At 63.8% G+C, this 18,357-nt stretch carries 14 protein-coding genes; 9 read left to right on the forward strand and 5 right to left on the reverse strand.

What is annotated here, in order from left to right; all coding sequences use genetic code 11:
* The first annotated feature begins 18 nt into the window (after positions 1-18).
* The 5 genes from V2L18_RS13420 (at position 19) to V2L18_RS13440 (ending at position 7,379) form a co-directional block, all read left to right on the forward strand.
* Positions 19-528: an AAA family ATPase gene (locus tag V2L18_RS13420; protein ID WP_336178774.1), complete on the forward strand. Its 510-nt coding sequence runs from the start codon at positions 19-21 to the stop codon at positions 526-528.
* 319 nt (positions 529-847) lie between these two features.
* Positions 848-2,653 (forward strand): translation elongation factor 4, encoded by a 1,806-nt coding sequence (gene lepA, locus V2L18_RS13425; protein ID WP_336178775.1) that lies wholly within the window; start codon positions 848-850, stop codon positions 2,651-2,653.
* 158 nt (positions 2,654-2,811) lie between these two features.
* The gene (locus V2L18_RS13430) at positions 2,812-3,450 is read left to right on the forward strand and encodes a peroxiredoxin (protein ID WP_336178776.1); all 639 of its coding nucleotides are present in this window, start codon (positions 2,812-2,814) and stop codon (positions 3,448-3,450) included.
* Positions 3,451-3,585: 135 nt separating this feature from the next.
* A complete protein-coding gene (locus V2L18_RS13435) occupies positions 3,586-6,405 on the forward strand; it encodes an autotransporter domain-containing protein (RefSeq protein WP_336178777.1) in 2,820 nt (939 codons plus the stop codon).
* A gap of 119 nt (positions 6,406-6,524) precedes the next feature.
* Positions 6,525-7,379 carry an MBL fold metallo-hydrolase gene (locus V2L18_RS13440; RefSeq protein ID WP_336178778.1) on the forward strand — a complete coding sequence of 285 codons (855 nt, stop codon included), beginning with the start codon at positions 6,525-6,527 and terminating at the stop codon, positions 7,377-7,379.
* An 8-nt stretch (positions 7,380-7,387) separates the two neighbouring features.
* Here V2L18_RS13440 and V2L18_RS13445 read toward each other — a convergent pair whose 3' ends face one another.
* The 4 genes from V2L18_RS13445 to V2L18_RS13460 form a co-directional block, all read right to left on the reverse strand.
* On the reverse strand, positions 7,388-7,978 hold the full coding sequence (locus V2L18_RS13445) for a carboxymuconolactone decarboxylase family protein (RefSeq protein ID WP_336178779.1): 591 nt from the start codon (positions 7,976-7,978) through the stop codon (positions 7,388-7,390).
* An 87-nt stretch (positions 7,979-8,065) separates the two neighbouring features.
* On the reverse strand, positions 8,066-8,929 hold the full coding sequence (locus V2L18_RS13450) for an SDR family oxidoreductase (protein WP_336178780.1): 864 nt from the start codon (positions 8,927-8,929) through the stop codon (positions 8,066-8,068).
* A 3-nt stretch (positions 8,930-8,932) separates the two neighbouring features.
* Positions 8,933-9,775, reverse strand: a complete 843-nt coding sequence (locus tag V2L18_RS13455; protein WP_336178781.1) for an RNA methyltransferase — start codon at positions 9,773-9,775, stop codon at positions 8,933-8,935.
* Complete coding sequence (locus V2L18_RS13460) at positions 9,772-10,665, reverse strand: class I SAM-dependent methyltransferase (protein WP_336178782.1); 894 nt, start codon at positions 10,663-10,665, stop codon at positions 9,772-9,774. Before V2L18_RS13460 ends, V2L18_RS13455 begins: the two co-directional genes overlap by 4 nt.
* A 462-nt stretch (positions 10,666-11,127) precedes the next feature.
* Between V2L18_RS13460 and V2L18_RS13465 the strand changes: the two genes are divergently transcribed.
* The 4 genes from V2L18_RS13465 (at position 11,128) to V2L18_RS13480 (ending at position 15,782) form a co-directional block, all read left to right on the forward strand.
* The gene (locus V2L18_RS13465; RefSeq protein WP_336178783.1) at positions 11,128-11,802 is read left to right on the forward strand and encodes a carbon monoxide dehydrogenase subunit G; all 675 of its coding nucleotides are present in this window, start codon (positions 11,128-11,130) and stop codon (positions 11,800-11,802) included.
* Between the two features lie 79 nt (positions 11,803-11,881).
* Positions 11,882-12,373: a (2Fe-2S)-binding protein gene (locus tag V2L18_RS13470; RefSeq protein WP_336178784.1), complete on the forward strand. Its 492-nt coding sequence runs from the start codon at positions 11,882-11,884 to the stop codon at positions 12,371-12,373.
* A gap of 141 nt (positions 12,374-12,514) precedes the next feature.
* Complete coding sequence (locus tag V2L18_RS13475; protein ID WP_336178785.1) at positions 12,515-14,881, forward strand: xanthine dehydrogenase family protein molybdopterin-binding subunit; 2,367 nt, start codon at positions 12,515-12,517, stop codon at positions 14,879-14,881.
* 103 nt (positions 14,882-14,984) lie between these two features.
* Entirely contained in the window at positions 14,985-15,782 is a 798-nt protein-coding gene (locus tag V2L18_RS13480) for a xanthine dehydrogenase family protein subunit M (RefSeq protein ID WP_336178786.1), read from the forward strand.
* A gap of 100 nt (positions 15,783-15,882) precedes the next feature.
* Here the strand turns inward: V2L18_RS13480 and V2L18_RS13485 are convergent, their stop codons facing one another.
* Positions 15,883-18,303 carry a HAMP domain-containing methyl-accepting chemotaxis protein gene (locus tag V2L18_RS13485; protein ID WP_336178787.1) on the reverse strand — a complete coding sequence of 807 codons (2,421 nt, stop codon included), beginning with the start codon at positions 18,301-18,303 and terminating at the stop codon, positions 15,883-15,885.
* Positions 18,304-18,357: the final 54 nt, after the last annotated feature.

The following is an 18,357-nucleotide window of genomic DNA, read 5'->3' on the forward strand; positions in this document are numbered from 1 at the left end:
GGGCGAATGCAGCGTGTGATGATTGTCGGCCAGCCCGGTTCGGGCAAGTCCACGCTTGCGCGGGCGCTCGGCAACGCGACCGGCCTGCCGGTCGTCCATATCGATCAACTGCTCTGGCAGAGCGACTGGATCCAGCGTCCAAGGCTTGAGGTGGACGTGCTTTGCCGCGAAGCCCATGCCCGACCGCGATGGATTATCGAGGGGGGACATTCCTCCACTTGGGAGGAGCGGCTGGAGCGTTGCGACATGTTGATCTGGCTCGACGTGCCTCTCGCAACGCGTTCGCTCCGTGTTCTCAGACGGACATTCCGCTTCCATGGACATGCTCGTCCGGATCTGCCGCCAGGCTGTCCCGAACGCTTCGATCTGGAGTTTCTGATCTGGATCTGGAGCACGCGCAAAACCGCTCGGGAGAAAATGAAGCGGCTTTACGAGCGCGTGCCCGCAGGCAAAGCCCGCTTCCGCCTTGTCACCTTTGCCGAGGTCGATGGATTCTTGCGTGAATTCGGTGGCGCGACCCGCTCTTGAACGGCTTTGGATGCGCACTACTTTTGGGAAGTCGTCAACAACCGAAAGGAGGTGAGCCCATGTCGAGTGAGACCCTGAATGTGGCCCTGATGTCTGGGCGGAAGGTATCGACGCTGGAGCAGCCTCTGGCGAAGAGAGTTTCCGTCGGGATCTGATCCGGACACAAGGTCATATCGATCTCACGGAGGGCCGCCTTGTGCGGCCCTCTTTGTATTTGAGATGGGCCGCCTTGTGCGGCCCTGTTTGTTTTTGCGCCCGCGATCGGCTCGTTCGCCAATTCCGCTTTGCGCCGGCATCGCTCAATGCTATCTGAGCGGCCATGACGACGCAGAAACTCGACCATATTCGCAACTTCTCCATTGTCGCGCACATCGACCACGGCAAGTCGACGCTGGCTGACCGGCTGATTCAGTCGACCGGCACGGTTTCCGAGCGTGAAATGAAGGAGCAGGTGCTCGACTCGATGGACATCGAGCGGGAACGCGGCATCACGATCAAGGCGCAGACCGTCCGGCTGATCTACAACGCCAAGGACGGCAAGCAGTATTTCCTGAACCTGATCGACACCCCGGGCCACGTCGACTTCGCCTACGAGGTCTCGCGTTCGCTGGCAGCCTGCGAAGGCTCGCTGCTTGTCGTTGACGCTTCGCAAGGCGTGGAGGCGCAGACGCTCGCCAACGTCTACCAGGCGCTCGACAACGACCATGAGATCGTTCCCGTCCTCAACAAGATCGACCTACCTGCGGCAGAACCCGACCGCATCAAGCAGCAGATCGAGGATGTGATCGGCCTCGACGCCTCGGATGCGGTGATGATCTCGGCCAAGACCGGCCTCGGCATCGAGGACGTGCTGGAGGCGATCGTCCACCGCCTGCCGGCACCCGAGGGCGATCCGGACGCGACGCTGAAGGCCATGCTGGTCGACAGCTGGTACGACGCCTATCTCGGCGTCATGGTGCTGGTGCGCGTCATCGACGGCTCGCTCAAGAAGGGCCAGCGCATCCGCATGATGGGCACGGGCGCGGTGTACGACGTCGACCGTGTCGGCGTGATGACGCCGAAGCTGCTGATCAAAGACGAACTGCTGCCCGGCGAGATCGGCGTCTTTACCGCTTCGATCAAGGAGGTGGCCGACACCCGGGTCGGCGACACCATCACAGATGATCGCAAGCCGACGACACAAGCGCTGCCGGGCTTCAAGCCGGCGCAGCCCGTGGTCTTCTGTGGTCTCTTCCCCGTCGATGCCGCGGATTTCGAGGATTTGCGCTCCGCCATGGGTAAGCTGCGCCTCAACGACGCCAGCTTCTCCTTCGAGATGGAAACCTCCGCAGCCCTCGGTTTCGGTTTCCGGTGCGGGTTCCTTGGGCTTCTGCATCTGGAAATCATCCAGGAGCGGCTGGAGCGGGAATTCGATCTCGATCTCATCGCCACCGCGCCTTCGGTGGTCTACGAGATGACCCTGACGGATGGTTCCGAAATCGAGCTGCACAATCCGGCCGACATGCCGGACGTGGTCAAGATCGAGGAAATCCGGGAGCCCTGGATCCGTGCGACGGTCATGACGCCGGACGAATATCTCGGCGCCATTCTCAAGCTCTGCCAGGACCGGCGCGGCATACAGGTCGATCTGTCCTATGTCGGCTCGCGCGCTATGGTGGTCTACGACCTGCCGCTCAACGAGGTCGTGTTCGATTTCTACGACCGGCTGAAATCCGTCTCCAAGGGCTACGCTTCCTTCGACTATCACCTTACGGACTACCGCGCCGGCGATCTCGTGAAGATGTCGATCCTCGTCAACGACGAGCCGGTCGATGCGCTTTCCGTGCTCGTCCATCGCAGCCAGGCCGAACGGCGCGGCCGCGCCATGTGCGAGAAGCTGAAGGAACTGATCCCCCGGCACATGTTCAAGATCCCGATCCAGGCCGCTATCGGCGCCAAGGTGATCGCGCGCGAGACGTTGTCGGCGCTGCGCAAGGACGTGACCGCCAAGTGCTACGGCGGCGACGCCACCCGCAAGCGCAAGCTCCTCGACAAGCAGAAGGAGGGCAAGAAGCGCATGCGTCAGTTCGGCAAGGTGGAGATCCCGCAGGAAGCCTTCATCCAGGCGCTCAAGATGGACGATTGATCGGGCTGCGGTTTCCGCGCCCGCAATAGTCGATTGAATTTCGATGGCCGGTTCGCGATAGTCAGAGCGCGCCGGCCTTTCTTTTTGCGCTGCCGTTTGATTTTTTGTGCACTGCCGTTACGTTTGTTTTTCACTTTTCAAAAGCGAGGAGGCTTTTCATGTCCGCTCTTCTTCTCGGTGACACCGCGCCCGATTTCGAAGTCGAGACCACGCAGGGTCCGCTCAAGTTCCACGACGCCATCGACGGCCACTGGGCGATCCTGTTCTCGCATCCGGCCGATTTCACGCCCGTCTGCACGACGGAGCTCGGCATGACGGCCAAGCTCAAGGACGAGTTCGACAAGCGTGGCGTCAAGGTCTTCGGTCTGTCGGTCGATCCCATCGAGGACCACCGCGCCTGGATCGGCGACATCGAGGAGACGCAGGGCGTGGCGCTGAACTTCCCGCTGATCGCCGACCCTTCGAAGACTGTCGCCACCGCCTACGGCATGATCCACCCGAACGCGGACAACACCGCCACGGTGCGCTCGCTGTTCGTCATCGGGCCGGACAAGAAGATCAAGCTGAAGATCGAGTACCCGGCCTCCACGGGGCGCAATTTCAACGAGGTGCTGCGCGTGGTGGATTCGCTTCAGCTCACCGCCAAGCACAAGGTCGCCACCCCGGCCAACTGGGCGCATGGCGAGGACGTCATCATCGTGCCGACGGTATCGGATGAGGACGCGAAAAAGGCTTTCCCGGAAGGCTTCCGGACCGTGAAACCTTACCTGCGCATGGTGGCCCAGCCCGCGGGGTAAGGGGCGGGGTCCCGACACGGTCTCTGTAAGGTGCAGCCATGACGACAGTGCGTTCTGTGAGACCGGATTGTAATTAAGATGTCATGAATCCCCGCTAGTGCACGGTTTCAAATCTGTGCTTGGGGGTCTTCGTAAATGTCCTGTCTTGTCGTGCGGGCGACCGGTGCCGCGCTGGCCACCGCTCTTTTGGGCGGCGTGGCGCCGGTGGCGGCGCTCGCCGCCGACACCGCCGTTGTGTCCGGCGAGGTCGTAACCACCCAGATCGAGCTGGAGGACAGCGACGGCCTGACGGTGGATGCCGGCGGCACGGTGGATGTCTCCGGCGACCCTGCCGTCTATATCAACAATTCCGACAGCGGCGTCGTGACCATCACCAATGCGGGCACGATCACGTCGTCCGACGACCGGGCGATCGAGTCCGACAAGGATGACAAGCTGTACGTCACGATCGTCAACGAGGCTGGGGCGACGATTGCCGGCGACGACGACGCGATCAAGCTGAAGATGGCGAAGGGCGGCGCCGAGGGCACCGTCAATATAGAGAATTCGGGCACAATCATTTCAACCGGTGGCGGACAGGCCATCGATCTCGACGACCTGTCCGACGACGACTTGAGCGTGACGATCACCAACCGTGCCACCGGCCTGATCCAGTCGACGGGAGCGGATGCGCTGCGCTCTGGCAACGGCACGGTCTACAACTACGGCACCATCGTTTCCTATGACGAGGCCGACAGCAGCTCCGACGGTATCGATCTTCAGGCGAACGCGGGCACGATCTACAACTGGGGCACGATCTCCGGTGCGCGCCACGGCATCACCGCGGACACGAACCTGACTGTTACGAACTACGGCACCGTTACCGGCCGTAACGGCTCCGGCATCGGCTCCGACGGCGACGGCACCGTGATCAACTACGGCACGATCACCGGCACGATCGACGAGGTGTCGGAAAACGGCGACGGCGATGGGGTCGATATCGACGGTTATGGCGTCATCACGAACTACGGCACGATCGAGGGCACCGGCGCCAAGGGCGAGAAGGACGGCTCGGCCAACACCTCCGAAGGCATCGCCATGGGCGGCGGCGAGATCACCAACGCCACGGCGGATGCGGTGATCAGCGGCGCCGATAACGGCATCCTGATCGACGACAGCGACGCCGGCGATGCGCCCTACGCGACCACAATCGTCAACTACGGCACGATCGAAGGGCTCGCCGGTTACGGTATCAGGCTGGTCGGCGACCAGGACGACACGATCACCAATTACGGCACGATCTCGGGTGCCAACGGACTGGCGCTCGACATGGGCGGCGGCGACGACACGCTGAACGTCTACACCGGCGCCACGTTTATGGGCACGGTCGAGGGCGGCGACGGCGTGGATACGATCAACCTCGACAGCGATGGTTACGACGCGGGTGCCTTCGCCGGCGGCGCGGATTTCGAATACCTGAACATTCTCGCAGGCTCGTGGACCCTCACCGGCGACCAGTCCTATTCCGACGACGTCTCCCTGAGCGGTGGCACGATTATCGTCGAAGGCACGCTCACCGTCGTCGGGGACTACACGCAGTCGAGCGGGACGACCTACGTCGTCGGTGTCGACGCGGACGGGCTCTCCGGCATGATTGAGGTGGGCGGCACGGCGACCCTTGCCGGAACGGTGTCCTTTGTGGATGCCTCCGGCATCTATTCCGCCGGGACCAGCTACACGATCCTGACCTCGGTGGGCACGATCGCGACGACCTTTGACGATGAAGACACGCCCGACGACCTGCCGTTCCTGAACTTTGCCGTCAGCTATGACACCAATAGTGTCACACTGGACGTCACACGTTCCTCGACCTCTTTCACCGACGTGAGCTCAACGCCCAACCAGAAGAGTGTGGCCGGCGCCGTGGAAGCCCTCGGGGCCGGCACGACGCTCTACGACGAGATCACCAGCCTCACGACCTCTGACGCGCGTCAGGCTTTCACAGCACTGTCGGGCGAGGCACAGGCAAGCGCCTTGAGCGCCATGGTGCTGGAAACGGCGGATCTGCGCTCGATCATGAACGCACGGGTCCGCGACGTCTTCGGCGATGTATCCTCGGCCGCCGTCGGTACTCACGGCGAGAACCCCGATGCGCCGCTCGGTCTCAACACCTGGGCCCGCGTCTATGGGTCCGTCGGCACTGTCGGCGGTGGCGTCTCCTCGATGGACCGCACATCCGCCGGCATCATGGCCGGCCTCGACATGCCGTTCGGCGACACCTTCCGTGCGGGGCTGGCGGTTGGCTACGGGCGCAGCTTCTACGATGCCAACGCGCTCGGTTCTTCCTCGAAGGCGGACAATTTCACGATCGCCGCCTATGGCGGCGCGGCATTTGGGCCCGTGACTTTCAGTTTTGGTGCGGCCGACACCTGGCACGATATCGACAGCGCCCGGTCGGTCGCCGTCGGTGCCGCCAGCTATCGACCACGCGCGTCCTATACGGCCAATACGATCCAGGTCTTCGGCGAGGCGGACTATGCAATGCCAATGGGGAGCGTGGTTCTCGATCCCTTCGCGGGCCTCGCCTATGTCGGCGTGCAGAGCGACGCCTACAGCGAAACGACCATCGCCGGGCTTTCGATCGACGACGAAACATCCAACGTCGGGATGACGACCCTGGGCCTTCGGGTTTCCTCGGCGTTCCAGATCCTCACAGGGGTCGACGCGACCATATCTGGAGCCTTCGGCTGGCGGCACGCCTTCGGCGATATCGAACCCACGGTCACGGCGGCGTTTTCCGGTGGCAACAGCTTCGCGGTCTCCGGCACACCAATCGCCGACGACGCCGCCCTTGTGGAGGCGGGGCTCGACATCACGCTGACGCCCGATGTGCATTTCGATGTGAGCTATTCCGGCCAGATAGCCGACGACAGTCGCGATCACAGTTTCGCGGGCCGGCTTTCGGTTCGTTTCTGAAAGGCGCGGGCGTCGCCGGCGGCTCTTCACGAGGATGTGTGCCGGCGGATCTGACGTAGCGTCTTGTTTGGTTCTGTGACCGAGATACCCTTGATCTTTGAAACGGTAGGGAGCTCGTCATGACAAAACCGGACGTCTCTGCGTGGCTGCGCGCCGTTGCGGTGGTGTTCGCGATCCTTGTCACGGTCCCGGCCATGGCGGCGGGGCCTTTGCCTGTCCAGGCGCCTGACAGGCAATTCGATAGGCCACCCGTCAGCCACTGTCTCGCCGTTGCCGAGGCGCCGCCGCCCTTCCGTCTGGCCGCGGTCGATCGCCGGCTGTCACCACACGAGGTCGGCATCACCTTCATCGGCCATTCGACGTTCCTGATCGAGAGCGCCGACGGCGTTACCATCGCCACCGACTACAATGGCAATGCCGGCGGCGTGATCCCGCGCGTTGTCACGATGAACCATGCCCATTCAAGCCATTACACGGAGTTGCTTGATCCCGCGATCGAACACGTCCTGCGCGGCTGGGACACGGGTGAGGGGCCGGCAGACTATCATCTGCAGGTCGGTGATGTGCTCATCCGCAACGTGACGACAGACATTCGTTCCGGCTTTCAGGGCATGGAGCCGGACGGCAACTCGATTTTCATCTTCGAGGTCGCGGGTCTGTGCATCGGCCATCTCGGTCACTTGCATCACCGCCTCACCGACGAGCATTACGCCCGGATCGGTCGGATCGACGTCCTGATGGTGCCGGTCGACGGCAGCTACACGATGGGCAGCGAGGGCATGCTTGAAGTCGCACGGCGCCTGCGCTCCTCGATCATCCTGCCCATGCATTACTTCGGCCAGATCAGCTTCAACCGGTTCCTCGCCGAAATGGGCAAGGACGTGCCGGTGCAGGTGAACGCCGGCCCCTCGGTGATATTGTCGCTGAATGCGCTGCCGGAGCGACCGAAGATCCTCGTGCTGCCGGGGTATTGACCAACCGGTCAGGCCCCGTGCTTGCCGACCTCCCATTCGACCGGTTTCAACACGCGTTCGGCAAGCTGGCGGGCCTTGTCTTCCAGGTCCGTCGCCATAGTGTCGTTCCAGCGGTTGAGATAGCCGAAGAGGGCAATGGAGGCGACGATCTCGACGATCTGGCTTTCATCGAAATGGGCCTTTACGGCTGCGAAATCGGCCTCCTCGACCGCGTTTGGCACGATCGACGCCTTGAAGGCGAGGTTGAGGGCGGCGCGCTCGGCGTCTGAGAAGAGGTCGCTCGTCTCGTATTCCCACACGGCGCGGATTTTGGCGTCTGAGGCCTGGTAGATCGCTGAGAGATTGGCCATGTGCGCCTGACAATAGCGGCAGCCCGCGGCCTGGCTGGCGATCAGGCTCACCAGCATCTTCAGTTCTTCAGGCACTGTGCCCTCGTAGAGAACGGCCTTGTTGAGCGCCATGAAAGCGGCGGCGATCGCGGGCCTGCGCTGCATGGTCAGGATCGAATTGGGAATGAAGCCCCGGGTGGCCTCGTAATGGTCGAAGCGTTCCTGGAATTCGGAATGCGTCTCGCGCGGCAGCGGCGGAATGTGCGCCATGTCTTGTCCTCCCCTTCTGGCTGTTGTCGAAGGGTAGAACGTCCAGCGGGGCGCAGAAAGGGGCAGCCTGCTCCCTGATCCTGCCTTTCAGCGCCAGCCTTCGGCGAGCATGTGGTCGAGCGCGGCACGGTAGGTCGGGTGGCGGAAACGGTAGCCCAGTTCCTGCTTCACCCGGGCATTGGAGACGCGCTTGTTCTCGCCGTAGAAGGACCGCGCCATCGGCGAGAGGTCGGCGGTGGCGAAATCGATCGCCGGCGGGCAGGGCACTCCCATCCGTTCGGCCGCGTATTCCACCACGTCCTGCGGCGGGCACGGCTCGTCGTCGGTGACGTTGTAGATGCGCGTCGTCGGTTTGGCGCACGCGGCTTCAAGAGCGCCGGCGATATCTTCCACATGGATTCGGTTGAAGACCTGTCCGGGCTTGATCAGACGCCGGGCATTGCCCTTTTCCAGATTGACGAACGCGTTCCTGCCGGGGCCATAGATGCCGGAAAGCCGGAAGATGCCGACGGGAATGCCGGTCTCTCGGCCAAGGTCGAGCCATGCCTTTTCCGCGGCCACGCGCCGGATCGAGCGCTCGGAGACTGGCCGCGGCTCGGTGTCCTCGTCGACCCAGGCCCCGTCGTGATCGCCGTAGACGCCGACCGTGGAGAGATATCCGATCCACTCGGGCCGGGCGGCTGCGATATCGGCGCGGTAATGGGCGAGCACCGGATCTCCGTTCGCGTCCGGCGCGATTGAAACGAGCACATGCGTCGCCTGGCCGAGCGCCTCGGCGATGCCGGCGCCGGGCGTCTCTCCGTCGAAGAGAAAGGGCGTGATCCCAGCCGCGCGCAAGACCGATGCCTTCTCCGTCGAGCGCGTCGTCCCGCCGACCCAGTCGAGCCGGTCGCGCATCTGTTCAACGAAGGCGCGAGCGGAATAGCCGAGGCCGAAGACGAAAAGCCGCATCGTTCAAAGCTCCAGTTTGTTGCGCCTGATCTCGAACAGCATGACGGCGGTGGCAACGGCCAGATTGAGGCTGTCCGCCTTGCCGGCTTGCGGAATCCGCACGAGATCCGAGCATACGTCCGCCATTTCTTCAGGCAGACCCGACTGCTCGGTCCCCATCAGCAGCATCGTGGGCCGCGAATAGTCCGCCTTGCGGTAGTCGGTCTCGCCCTTCAGGTGCGTGCCGACGACAGCGCCCGGCCACTTGACCCGCCATTTCAGGAAGTCCGCCCGGCTCATGCGCACGAGCGGCACATAGAAGATCGAGCCCATGGTGGCCCGCACCGCTTCCACGGCGAAGGGATCGGTCGTATCGCCGATCAGCACCACGCCCTGGGCGCCGACCGCATCGGCCGTACGCACGATCGTGCCGAGGTTGCCCGGATCGCGCACCTCGTCCAGGCCGATCCACACCGCGCCGTCGCTTGCCACAATCCGGCCGGCATCCGCCCATTGCTGTTCGAAGACGCCGACGACCATCTGCGGGTTGTCGCGCCGGGTGATTGAGGTCAGCACCGCGCGCGAAACATCAAGCACCAGCGCGCCGCGCGCCCTTGCGGTGGCAGCCGCCTTCGACACCATCGGCTGGTCGCGCACTTCACCGCCGAACACAAGCGTCCTGATCGGCCAGCCGGCGTCCATTGCGTCGGTGACGAGCTTCAGCCCCTCGGCGACGAACAGCCCCGCCTCCTTGCGTCGCTTGCGCTGGGAAACGAGCGCCTTGATTTCCTTGATGACCGGATTGGAGACGCTGGTGACGGTCTTGACCTGGCCGGGGCGTCCGGCCTCGTTCCTGTCGGCGCTCATTTTGCGCTCCAGCGCGAGAACAGCGATGTTGAGAGCGCCCGGTTTGCGTCGCCCTTCTCGCGGATCACCAGTTCCCCTGATTCAACGGCGCCGGGAAGGTCGTGCATCACGTCCATCATAAGTTCGTGGTTGGAAAGGAAGGAGGCGCGGATCGCATAGATCGACAGGATGACGAAACTCGCGTCCTTCGCCATGACGGAGCGCACCAGATCGAGCATGGCCGGCAGGTCGCGGAAGAGGTCCCACACCTCGCCCTTGGGGCCGCGCCCGTATTTCGGGGGATCGAGGATGATCCCGTCATAGCGGTTGCCGCGTCGCTCCTCACGCGCGATGAACTTCATCGCGTCATCGCAGATCCAGCGGATCGGCAGGTCGTCCATGCCGGAAAGCGCCTGGTTCTCGCGCGCCCAGCCGATCGCCTTCTTGGACGCATCGACATGGGTGACCTCCGCGCCAGCGTGTGCGGCAAGCAGCGATGCAAGCCCGGTGTAGCCGAAGAGGTTCAGGACCTTCAGTGGGCGCTTGGCCTCCCGGATGCGCGCCTCCGTCCACTCCCAGTGGGCGATCTGTTCCGGGAACACGCCGACGTGTCGGAAAGACATGAAGCGGCCGTTGAAGCGCGCCGCGCCCACCTGCATCTGCCATGTTTCGGGCAATTCCCGCGCAAAGCGCCAGCGGCCGGGGCCTTCCTCCTCGATGTCGCCGGTAAAGGTGGCGTCCGCCTGCTCCCAATGCGCAGCCGCGAGGCGCCGTGCGCCCATCGCTTGGGCCTCGGGCCGGCGGATGACATAAGTCCCGTAGCGCTCCAGCTTCTCCCCGTCTCCCATGTCGAGAAGCGCGTAGTCGTCCCAGCCTTTTGTCTCCAGCATCACGGGCCAGTGGCCGGTCACCTTCCGTGCGCCGCGCGGGGCCACGCGCGAAGCCGGGGCCGCATGGTCTTGGGGCTTCGGGGATGCCGCGTCCTTCCCGGAGGCTGAAACGCGCGCGGTCTTCGCCCTGTTGGCGCGGTCTTGCGGGCGGGCGTCGGGACGGTTGTGGGACTGGCGGGGCGGCTTGCGGGCCAAGGCATCCTCATCTGAGCAAGTGGTCGGCGAAGTGGTGTCGCTGGCTTAGGGCGGGCCCGGCTCCCGGTCAATCGCCCGCTACCGGAACTTTTTTGTTTTCGGCCGCTTGTCAACCTGCGGTCCAGCCGACAAGCTATACCCGCTGCAGAGCGGTGTCCGATGTCTTCGATCATAGCACCTTGGCATGATTGAACTTTCGGCCAAAAGCCCGAATTGTTGCGGGCCGCTCGCCGAACGACCATGGCAGAAGATCGTGCCAGATGATCATGTTGGAGGAGTAAGTCCGCGATGGACATGAAGGGGGAATATCGCATCCCGGCGCCGCGCCAGAAGGTCTGGGAGGCGCTCAACGATCCCGAAATCCTGAAAGACTGCCTGCCCGGATGCGAAAGTCTGGAGAAGACGGGCGAACATGAAATGGCGGCCGAAGTGACGGCGAAGGTCGGCCCCGTGAAAGCGAAGTTCAAGGGCGAGGTCAAGTTCGAGAACATCAACGCCCCCGAGAGCTACACGATCGTTGGCGAGGGCAAGGGCGGCGTTGCAGGCTTCGCCAAGGGCGGCGCGGACGTGCACCTCGCCGAAGAGGGCGAGGAGACCATTCTCACCTACGAGGCCCACGCTCAGGTCGGCGGCAAGCTCGCCCAGCTCGGCTCCCGCCTCATCGATTCCACCGCGCGCAAGATGGCTGACGAGTTCTTCGGCAACTTCTCGCAGGCCCTCGGCGGCAGCGGTGCGCAAGCCGCTGCGGGTGAGGCGGCGGCGGAAGAAGAGGTGTCGGGGGAGGGCGAGCATTCGATCGCCGGTGCCACGGCGAGCGCGGAAAACGCGATGGAGGACGCGGTTCGCGACGCGGAGGAGCGGCTGGAAGTGGAAGCCGGCAAGGGAACGCTCGGCGGTCCCATGGTGTGGGGCTTGATCGGCCTTGCCGTGCTGATCATCATCATTCTGATTGCGAATATGTAACGGGTCGCCGACGCGTCACAATCGCGGCGACGCGGTTGGGACGCCGCTGGTCATCGATGACGAAATGGGAGGATTTTTCATGGCAACGGTTTCAATGACCGTGAACGGCAAGACCGTCACGGGCGAGATCGAGGGCCGCACGCTGCTCTCGCAGTTCCTGCGCGAAGGGCTCGGGCTCACCGGCACCCATGTCGGCTGCGATACCTCGCAGTGCGGGGCTTGCGTCGTCCATGTGGACGGCAAGGCGGTGAAATCGTGCACGATGCTGGCCGCCCAGGCCGACGGATGCAGCGTCACCACGATCGAGGGGCTGGCCAAGGGCGATCAGCTTCACCCGGTGCAGGCGGCCTTCCGAGAGCATCACGGCCTGCAGTGCGGTTTCTGCACGCCGGGCATGATCATGGCGGCGGTCGACATGATCGAGCGTTACGACGCCAAGCTCGACGAGGCGACCATCCGTCATGAGCTCGAAGGCAATATCTGCCGCTGCACCGGCTACCACAATATCGTCAAGGCCATCAAGGCAGCTGCCGACGAGATGGCCGGGGCCATGGCGACGGCTGCGGAATAGCCGAAACCTGCAATTGCCGGCAAACGGCCTGGGACCGCTTGCATGATGTTTTCGTCTGAGAACAAGCTTCTCGAATGGGTGCCGGACGGAGGGACGTTTCACGAGGGAGAGCCCCGGGAGGGGTATCCCAGGGAGGACGAAATGGGAGTTGAAGGCTTCGGTGCGCGTGTGCCGCGCAAGGAAGACAAGCGTTTCATCACGGGCAAGGGACGGTATACGGACGACATGACTCTGCCGCGCATGGGCCATGTGGCCTTCGTGCGCAGCCCCCACGCCCACGCGAAGGTCAAGTCGATCGATGCCTCGGCAGCTAGCGAAATGCCGGGCGTCGATGCGGTTCTTACGGGCGATCAGCTCGTCGCCGACGGTGTCGGCAACCTCATCTGCGGCTGGATGATCCACTCCAAGGACGGCACGCCGATGAAGATGGGCGTGTGGTCGGCGCTTGCCACCGACACGGTGCGCTTCGTCGGCCAGTCGGTCGCCATGGTGGTCGCCGACACCTACGCCCAGGCACGGGACGCGGCCGAAGCGGTGATGGTCGACTGGGAGGAACTGCCGGCGGTGACGACGCCGGCCGAGGCGCTGAAGGCCGGTGCCCCGCAGATCCATCCCGAATGCGAGGGCAACCTGATCTACGACTGGGAGATCGGCGATCAGGCGGCGGTCGATGCGGCTATCGAGAACGCCGCCCACGTGACGAAGATCGACATCACCAACAACCGGCTGGTGCCGAACCCGATGGAGCCGCGCGCTGCCGTTGCCGACTATGACGGCGCGGAGGAGCATTTCACGCTCTGGACGACCTCGCAGAACCCGCACACCGCGCGCCTCGTGCTGTCGGCCTTCTACAATATTGCGCCGGAACACAAGCTGCGCGTCATTGCTCCCGACGTTGGCGGCGGGTTCGGCTCCAAGATCTACGTCTATCCGGAAGAAGTCGCCTGCCTGTGGGCGGCGAAGAAGGTGGGCCGACCGGTGAAATGGCTTTCGGACCGCACCGAGGCCTTCCTAACCGATGCCCATGGTCGCGACCACACGACGACGGCGGAGCTGGCTTTTGATGCGGACAACCGGATCACGGGCTTCCGGGTCAACACGACGGCGAATTTCGGCGCCTACATGTCGCTCTTTTCGTCCGCCGTGCCGACGTATCTCTACGCGACGCTTCTGTCCGGCCAGTACGCCATGCCGGCGATCTACGCCAACGTGAAGGCTGTCTATACCAACACCACGCCGGTCGATGCCTATCGCGGCGCGGGCCGGCCGGAAGCGACCTATGTGGTCGAGCGCATCATGGAGGTTGCGGCGCGCGAACTCGGGCTCGACCCGATCGAGCTTCGCCGCAAGAACTTCGTCACCGAGTTCCCGCACCAGACGCCGGTGATCATGTGCTACGACGCCGGCGACTACGACGCTTCCGTGCGCGCGGCGCAGGATGCCATCGACTATGCCGGCTTCCCTGCCCGCAAGGCGGAAGCAGCCTCGCGCGGCAAGCTGCGCGGCATCGGCGTCTCCTGCTACATCGAGGCCTGCGGCATCGCTCCCTCCAAGGCCGTCGGCTCGCTCGGTGCTGGCGTGGGCTTGTGGGAATCGGCGGAAGTGCGGGTCAATCCCGTCGGCACCATCGAGGTTCTGACCGGCTCGCACAGCCATGGCCAGGGCCACGAGACGACCTTCGCCCAGCTCGTTGCCGAACGCCTCGGCGTCGGCATCGACACGGTGCAGATCGTCCACGGCGACACCGACAAGGTGCAGTTCGGCATGGGCACCTACGGCTCGCGCTCCGGCGCCGTCGGCATGTCGGCCATTTCAAAGGCGCTCGACAAGGTCGAGGCCAAGGCGAAGAAGATCGCCGCCCACCTGATGGAGGCGGCCGAGACCGACATCGTCGTTGAAGGCGGCGCGTTCAAGGTCGCCGGCACCGACAAGCAGCTCTCCATGACGGAAGTTGCGCTTGCCGCCTATACCGCGCACAACCTGCCCGACGGCATGGAGCCGGGGCTGAAGGAGGGGGCGTTCTACGATCCCACCAACTTCACCTTCCCCGCCGGTTGCTACATCTGCGAGGTTGAGATCGATCCCGACACCGGCAAGACGGAGGTCGTCAATTTCGTCGCCGCTGACGATTTCGGCCGGATCATCAACCCGATGATCGTCGAGGGACAGGTTCACGGCGGGCTGGCGCAAGGCATCGGCCAGGCGCTGCTGGAAGGCTGCGTCTACGACGCGGAATCCGGTCAGCTCACCACGGCCTCCTTCCAGGACTACTGCATGCCGCGTGCCGACGATCTCCCGTCCTTCAAGGTGATGACGACGGAGACGATCTGCCCGGGCAACCCGCTCGGGATCAAGGGCTGCGGCGAGGCCGGCGCCATCGGTTCGCCGCCGGCGCTGATCAATGCGTTGACCGACGCGCTGGGCACGGAAGATCTGTCGATGCCGGCGACGGCGGAGAAGGTCTGGCGCCTGGCACAGGCGGCACGGGCGCCGATGGCCGCCGAATAGGACACGAGACGCGGTTTCGTCCCGGCGCGGAGCAGCCCGCGCCGGGGCCTTTTCTGAATTCCCGGCAGCCCGCAGGGGCAGGCCGAAAGGGGAAGGGATATCCATGTACGCGACCAACTATCATCGCGCCGGCAGTGTCGAGGAGGCGGCGGGCCTTCTCGCCGGCAACGACGAGGCGAAGCTGCTGGCCGGCGGCCAGACCCTCATTCCAACCATGAAGCAGCGGCTTGCAGCGCCCTCCGACATTGTCGACATCTCGCGCATCGATGCCTTGCGCGGGATCGAGAAGCAGGGCGACGCTTATGTCATTGGCGCCGGCACGCGGCACGCCGAGGTGGCCGGCAATGCCGGACTGAAGGCCGACATACCGGGTCTTGCGGCCCTGGCCTCCAAGATCGGCGATCCCCACGTGCGCCATCGCGGCACGATCGGCGGTTCCATCTCCAATAACGATCCGGCGGCCGACTATCCGGCCGGCATGATGGCGTTGGGGGCAACCATCGTCACCAGCAAGCGCGAGATCGCGGCGGATGATTTCTTTACCGGGCTGTTCGAGACGGCGCTCGACGAGGACGAGATCGTCACCGCCGTGAAAGTACCGATTCCGGCGAAATCGTCTTACGCGAAATTTCCAAACCCCGCCTCGCGCTATGCCATGGCCGGCGTCTTCGTGGCGCAGTTCGCCGACGGCTCCGTTCGGGTCGCGGCGACCGGTGCGGGGGCAGACGGCGTTTTCCGTATCGCGGAAATGGAGAGTGCGCTTGCCTCCAATTGGTCGCCTGATGCGGTTGCAGGCATCTCGGTCGACCCGTCGGGTCTGCTCGGCGATATTCATGGTTCGGCGGAATATCGCGCCAACCTGGTCACGGTCATGGCCAAGCGCGCGGTTGCCGCAGCCTGACGTTCGCACTTTGCCGAAGAAGCGGAAAGGGCGGGGCACCTCCGCCCTTTTTCATGTCCGGCTGCACGGGATCAAGTCCCCGAGAAAGTCACCGCAACCGTCAGGCCGCGGTCACCTCCTTCAGGAAGCTGTCGATCTGAGCGCGCAGATGTTCGGTCTTTTGCGAGACATCAGCGCTCGATACCCGCACGGAGCGGGCCGATTCCGTCGTCTGGTTCACGACAGCGGCAAGACTGTCCATTTCCTCGCTGACCGAGCTCGTGTCCCGGGTGGCATCCTGAACGCTGCGGCTGATTTCCGTGGTCGCCGATCCCTGCTGTTCGACGGCCGCCGCGATGGCCGCGGTGTAGCTGTTCACTTCTTCCATCGTTTCCGCGATGTGCCTGATCGCTGCGACGGCCTCATCCGTTGACCCCTGAATGCCGGAAATCTGGGAGCTGATCTCGTCCGTCGCCTTCGATGTCTGTGTTGCCAGCTCCTTCACTTCCGCAGCGACGACCGCAAAGCCCCTGCCTGCCTCTCCGGCACGTGCGGCCTCTATCGTGGCGTTCAGGGCAAGGAGGTTGGTCTGTTCGGCGATATCCTGGATCAGGCCAATGACTTCGCCGATCTTTTGGGCGGACTCCGCCAGCGACGCGACCTTGGCGTTGGTTTCCTGTGTTCCCGTCGTCGCCCGACCAACGACCGTCGTCGTCATGTCGATCTGCCGGCCGATTTCGGCGATCGAGGATGCCAGCTCCTCCGCCGCACTTGCTACCGTCTGGACGTTCTGGGAAGCACCGCTCGATGCGCTTGCGGCATGGGCCGTGCGCGCCGATGCGCCATGGGCGATGTCGGAAAGCTCGTTCGCGGTCGATGCCATCGTGTCTATGCTGCCCGAAACGGACTGCAGCAGGTCCTGAACATCGTTTCGGAAACCGGAAATGAGTGCCTCGATGCGCGTGCGACGCTCCGCTTCGGCCTGATCGACACGCTCCTTGGTCTCCTCCAGGCGTTTGCGCTCCACCGCATTGTCTCGAAAGATCCCGACCGCGCGGCTCATACCGCCGATCTCGTCCTTGCGTTCCGTTCCCAGAATGGCGACATCCGTATCCCCGTTGGCGAGGCGTTCCATTGTGTGGGTGAGCGTGCGGGTCGGCCGGGCGATGGCGCGGGAGAGCACGAGTGCAATTGCGCTCGCCGCCACAATCGCCACGGCGAGGGTGGCTCCGATCTGCCAGAGCGCCCACCAACCGGCGGCGGTTGCCGCCTGACTTTCGGCACTTGCCATGTCGGCAATTGCCTGGCGGACCTCGCGCGAAACCTGATCGAGACTTGTGGTTTGTTCAGCCAAGGCGTTGCGCAAGGTGACGAGCGTCTCGAGAGACCCGCGTATTTCCGTCGTCAGTGTCTCCAGTTGATCGAGCGCGGCACGCAATTCTGCCGATTGGGGGGCGAGCGGCGAGAGACTGAGAAGCTCCACGGACATGGCATCGTTGGCCGCCTTCAGAGCGCCGAGCGCCGCCAGGGCGTCCTTTCCGGTCATGTCGTCACGGTTGCTGACAAAGGCGTGGAAGCGTGCCTCTGCCGTAAGCGCCTGCGTCCGGATGAACGTTGCAGCGTGGGCCAGGCGGGCAAATTGCTCGTCCGTGGCACTGATCTCCTGAAAACGCCGGCGCCCGGTATCGACCAGGTCATAAACCGTCTTGCGAAGCGCGTTGGCCGCATCGAGCGCTGCCTTTCCAGACGATCTGACGGCGGCTTCAAGCCCGTAAAGCGTGGCGAAGTCGGTCGTCTGGGAGAGTTTCACGATATTGGCGCGATAGGTGGAGAGCTTTTCGGCCAGGTCGTCGGTTGTGGCTTGCTGCGGGCCATCCTTGCCGGCCTTGGCAAATTGTTGTGCGAGTTCCTCGAGCGATTCCGATTCCGCAAGCGCCTGAGCCGTTGCATTGCCCGAGGCGCCGCCGGAGAAATAGGTCTGGACGAGCAGTAGCCGTTCAATCGTCTCGGAGGAAAGGCGTGCCAGCGTGTCGATGCGCTGCAATTTCACCTGGTTCGCTGCCAGTTCCTTGCTCGTCTGGTTGCGAACCTGCTGGATGGTCTGACTGAACGCCGACGCCGACGTGTCGAGCGCCGCAGAGCCCTCAAGGAATTGCGCGAGGTTTCTGCTCCGCTGCTCAAGAAGCTCGGTCAGCTTTGAAAAACCATCCACGAGCAAGGTCACGGACTGCCCTGCCTCGCGAATCCCTGCCGTCCCATCCACGTCGCCGGTCTTCTCGGCCATGACGGAGATCTGTTGCCTCAATGCGGCCGTCTCGCGGTCGACCGCACCCTGCAGCTCCGGCGTTCGCTGTTGCATGTAGGCTTCGCGGGCTGCGGAAACCTTCTGCAACTGGTTAGCCACGTCAATGGAGGCGGCGGTCAGGGCCATTCGGTTGTTGAGCGACATGATAGCCAGGATGCCGCTCAGCCCGATGGCGACCGCGAGCACCAGGACGAGTCCGAAGCCGCCGGTAATCTTGGCCCCGATCGGAAGATTCAATAGAAATCCTGATTTATTTGACATGCCTGCTCTGGATGTAGATTGGAATGCGGC

It is taken from the genome of Breoghania sp. JC706, assembly GCF_037026715.1.
In the GTDB taxonomy this organism is placed as follows: domain Bacteria; phylum Pseudomonadota; class Alphaproteobacteria; order Rhizobiales; family Stappiaceae; genus Breoghania.

Excerpts from the sequence above, each read along its gene's own strand:
- V2L18_RS13480 (WP_336178786.1), top strand. The coding sequence starts at position 14,985 with ATGTACGCGACCAACTATCATCGCGCCGGCAGTGTCGAGGAGGCGGCG.
- V2L18_RS13450 (WP_336178780.1), bottom strand. The coding sequence starts at position 8,929 with ATGCGGCTTTTCGTCTTCGGCCTCGGCTATTCCGCTCGCGCCTTCGTT.
- V2L18_RS13435 (WP_336178777.1), top strand. The coding sequence starts at position 3,586 with ATGTCCTGTCTTGTCGTGCGGGCGACCGGTGCCGCGCTGGCCACCGCT.
- V2L18_RS13455 (WP_336178781.1), bottom strand. The coding sequence starts at position 9,775 with ATGAGCGCCGACAGGAACGAGGCCGGACGCCCCGGCCAGGTCAAGACC.
- V2L18_RS13465 (WP_336178783.1), top strand. The coding sequence starts at position 11,128 with ATGGACATGAAGGGGGAATATCGCATCCCGGCGCCGCGCCAGAAGGTC.
- lepA (WP_336178775.1), top strand. The coding sequence starts at position 848 with ATGACGACGCAGAAACTCGACCATATTCGCAACTTCTCCATTGTCGCG.
- V2L18_RS13440 (WP_336178778.1), top strand. The coding sequence starts at position 6,525 with ATGACAAAACCGGACGTCTCTGCGTGGCTGCGCGCCGTTGCGGTGGTG.
- V2L18_RS13430 (WP_336178776.1), top strand. The coding sequence starts at position 2,812 with ATGTCCGCTCTTCTTCTCGGTGACACCGCGCCCGATTTCGAAGTCGAG.
- V2L18_RS13420 (WP_336178774.1), top strand. The coding sequence starts at position 19 with ATGATTGTCGGCCAGCCCGGTTCGGGCAAGTCCACGCTTGCGCGGGCG.
- V2L18_RS13470 (WP_336178784.1), top strand. The coding sequence starts at position 11,882 with ATGGCAACGGTTTCAATGACCGTGAACGGCAAGACCGTCACGGGCGAG.
- V2L18_RS13445 (WP_336178779.1), bottom strand. The coding sequence starts at position 7,978 with ATGGCGCACATTCCGCCGCTGCCGCGCGAGACGCATTCCGAATTCCAG.
- V2L18_RS13475 (WP_336178785.1), top strand. The coding sequence starts at position 12,515 with ATGGGAGTTGAAGGCTTCGGTGCGCGTGTGCCGCGCAAGGAAGACAAG.